General features: G+C 26.6%; 3 protein-coding genes and 1 rRNA gene. All 4 read right to left on the bottom strand.

What is annotated here, in order from left to right; all coding sequences use genetic code 11:
• Positions 1 to 285: 285 nt before the first annotated feature.
• The 4 genes from I2E98_RS15565 to rrf all read right to left on the bottom strand — a co-directional run bounded on the left by I2E98_RS15565 (position 286) and on the right by rrf (position 3,172).
• A complete protein-coding gene (locus tag I2E98_RS15565) occupies positions 286 to 918 on the bottom strand; it encodes an ATP-binding cassette domain-containing protein (RefSeq protein ID WP_195469783.1) in 633 nt (210 codons plus the stop codon).
• Positions 919 to 1,001: 83 nt separating this feature from the next.
• Entirely contained in the window at positions 1,002 to 1,751 is a 750-nt protein-coding gene (locus I2E98_RS15570) for an ABC transporter permease (protein WP_195469784.1), read from the bottom strand.
• Complete coding sequence (locus I2E98_RS15575) at positions 1,726 to 2,697, bottom strand: ABC transporter substrate-binding protein (protein ID WP_195469785.1); 972 nt, start codon at positions 2,695 to 2,697, stop codon at positions 1,726 to 1,728. The genes I2E98_RS15570 and I2E98_RS15575 overlap by 26 nt, the downstream gene beginning before the upstream one ends.
• Before the next feature lie 358 nt (positions 2,698 to 3,055).
• Positions 3,056 to 3,172 (bottom strand): 5S ribosomal RNA (gene rrf, locus I2E98_RS15580).
• Positions 3,173 to 3,180 lie beyond the last annotated feature (8 nt).

Below are 3,180 nucleotides of genomic sequence, written 5' to 3' on the forward strand. Positions count from 1 at the left end.
AGATTCTTACTTATCTCAAAAGAATTGCTGGTTTACTTTAACTATATTCTGTTCAATTTTCAAAGACCATTTACTCTATCGCACCGAAGCGACTTATTTAGTTTATCATCTATCACCATATCTGTCAATAACTTTTTTTAAGTTTTAACGTTTATCGTAATCGACATTGATTATGTTATCACCTCAAGAAATACATGTCAATAACTCATTTCTAAGTTTTTAAGTATTCTGTCATCAGCGACGTGTTTTATCTTATCACTATTAAATTGCTTAGTCAATACATTTTTATATAATTTTTTCTATAATATTTTTAATATCCTTTTCATTACCCTTATCTAATATTTTTACTGGTCTTTCACCTAATAAAAATACTGAATTTGCTAAATTTAATATTTCCTCTTTATCATGTGTTACTAAAATTATTGTTGTCTTTTTCTCCAGATTAATTTTTCTTACTATTTCAATTATATTTTGCTTACATTTAATATCTAATGATTTAAATGGCTCATCCATTAATATAATTTCCGGACCTCCAATCAATGCTCTAGCTAAATTAACTCTTTGTTTCATACCACCACTTAATTCATGTGGGTAATAATATTTAAATTCACTTAATCCTACTAATTCTAAAATAGTATCAATTTCACTCTCTAACTCTTTTCCCCTTAAATATTTTTTTATTACTATTTTTAAGTTGTTATATATATTCCTCCAAGGTATAAGTGAATCACTTTGAAATACATATGATATCTTTCTATTTTCTTTTAATAATATTTCTGCAATATTATTTAATAATGTCGTTTTTCCACAACCTGATTTTCCAATAATGCAATTTATCTTATTATCATCAAAATTTATATTAAAATCTTCATATATAACTTTTTCTCCGTACTTACAATTTATATCTCTTATTAGCATAACTCCTTATTACCCTCTCCTATAACGTATACCTCTATAAAACTTTATTACAAAAATGCCTCTATTATATTTTTATAAATTTATCATATATATTTATCTTTTCCAAAAAATCTCCCAATAATGAAATCAAAAAAACAAACAATAACAGTTATTATTATCATCCAAGCAATAATCCTTGATGTATTTAATTGCATTTTTTCAAATTGAATTATTGAGCCAATCCCATACTGTGGCTGAGAATAAACTTCTCCTGAAATTACAACTTTAAATATTAAAGATAGGGTTGAATTAATTACTTTTTTAATTGCTATTATTATTACAGGTATTATAAGTGTAAGAATCTTATCTATAGTTTCTACTCTATATATTTTAAACATCTGTAATAAATTTTTATCAATATCCAATAAAGAATTTAAGACAACATCATAAAAAATTGGAAATGAGATTACTATCCCTATTATTATTGGTGCAAAGTCCTTAGATGTCCAAATTAATACTAATACTATAAATGCCATTGTGGGTATAGCTTTTAAAAAAACTATTATTACATATAAAAAATTATAAATAAATTTATTAAAATAACTAATAATCGATAGTATTATAGCCATAATTAATGAAAGTATAAAACTTTCTATACATCTAAAGATGCTACTAAATATTAGTATTATAAAATTATCAGTAAATATTATAGTATATATGTCCGATAAAACGGAAAAAAAAGAAGGCAAAAGTAGCACATTATCAACAATAATAGCTACTACTTGCCAAACTAATATAAGTATAAATATTGAAATAGTTAAATACTTTTTATTTTTTAATGAATATTGAGTCATACTCTCCACTTTCCCCTTTATTTTCCGCATCTATAATGGAAAAATAGGTTTCATATTCTTCTTCTGAATCTTCTATTTTTGTAAAATTTAAATTGCTATTTTTTATAGATTCATTAATAACATCTTTATTCACAGTTATCCCCACTTCTTCGCACTTTTCGGCCGCTAACTGTGGATTATCTATCACCCACTTTTCACTTTCATTGAATGTTTCTATTAATTTATCATATGCATTAGTGTCTTTTATCTTATTATAAAATTCTTCCTTTATTAATAATGTTGATTGTGGATATCCTTTTTCAAGATTATTGATTTTTGCCCATTCATCATTTAAGTTTAGAACAATTTTTATATTACTATTTTTAGCCATTACTGTTGATAATACTGGTTCTGGAACTACTGCATATTTTGCTTGTTCACTAATAAGTAATGGTGCAAGTTCTGATGCTGCTCCAACATAAGAGAACTCTATATTCTCTTCATTCACATTGTTATCTAATAATATATTTCGAAATACAATATCCGGGGTAAGTCCCTTTCCAGTATTATATATTTCACATCCTTCTAATTCTGATATATCAGAAATATCTTCTGTAGATACTAAGTACAATGACCCCCAACCTATTGTTGCTGCAACTTTATAACCTAACTCTTTTTTGTATGCTTGTAATGCTAAATTTGATGGAACTATTGCTAAATCAGCTTCCCCTTTCATTAACTCTGATAAAAGTAAATCTGTAGTTTTCTGAATTGAACATTCTAAAGTAATATTTTCAAATTTGCTATTATCAGTTATTAATTTACTTATAGCTATTGATGGCAAACCATCAGGAGAGATCATTGTCGCATTTATTTCTTCATTGGTATTAATATTGTTTTCTTGATTACAAGATATCATTAATATTACTGTTACTATTGCTGCTATAAAATTTAATACCCTTTTCACTGGAATCACCTCGTATTAAATCTTATCACATTATTCCATTATTTTCTATATATTTTTATTTTTACTAGTTTTTTAATTTCCCAGGAAATTCATAACATGAATTTTCCTTCACATAGTAAATTGCTATATTTATATTATTTTATTATAAAAAAAGATACGTAGTTTAAACTAAGTATCTTCTTACCTGGCAACGTTCGTTAGAGCAATTTTTTACGCTTCGATTAATCTCCACTAAATTGTCCGGAAAAGACATGTTATGTCTTTTCACTCTCCCAGTGGGAGACTAGAACGTTGTATTTTCAGTTTTATATTATTTTATAACAAAAAAAGATACCTAGTTTAAACTAAGTATCTTTTTACCTGGCAACGTTCTACTCTCCCACACAGTCCCCCGTGCAGTACCATCGACGCTGTAGAGCTTAACTTTCCTGTTCGGAATGGGAAGGAGTGTTTCCTCTACGCCATCATCACCAGATGCTATGG

Origin of the sequence: Clostridium sp. D43t1_170807_H7 (assembly GCF_015555905.1) — a bacterium.
Lineage (GTDB): Bacteria > Bacillota > Clostridia > Clostridiales > Clostridiaceae > Clostridium.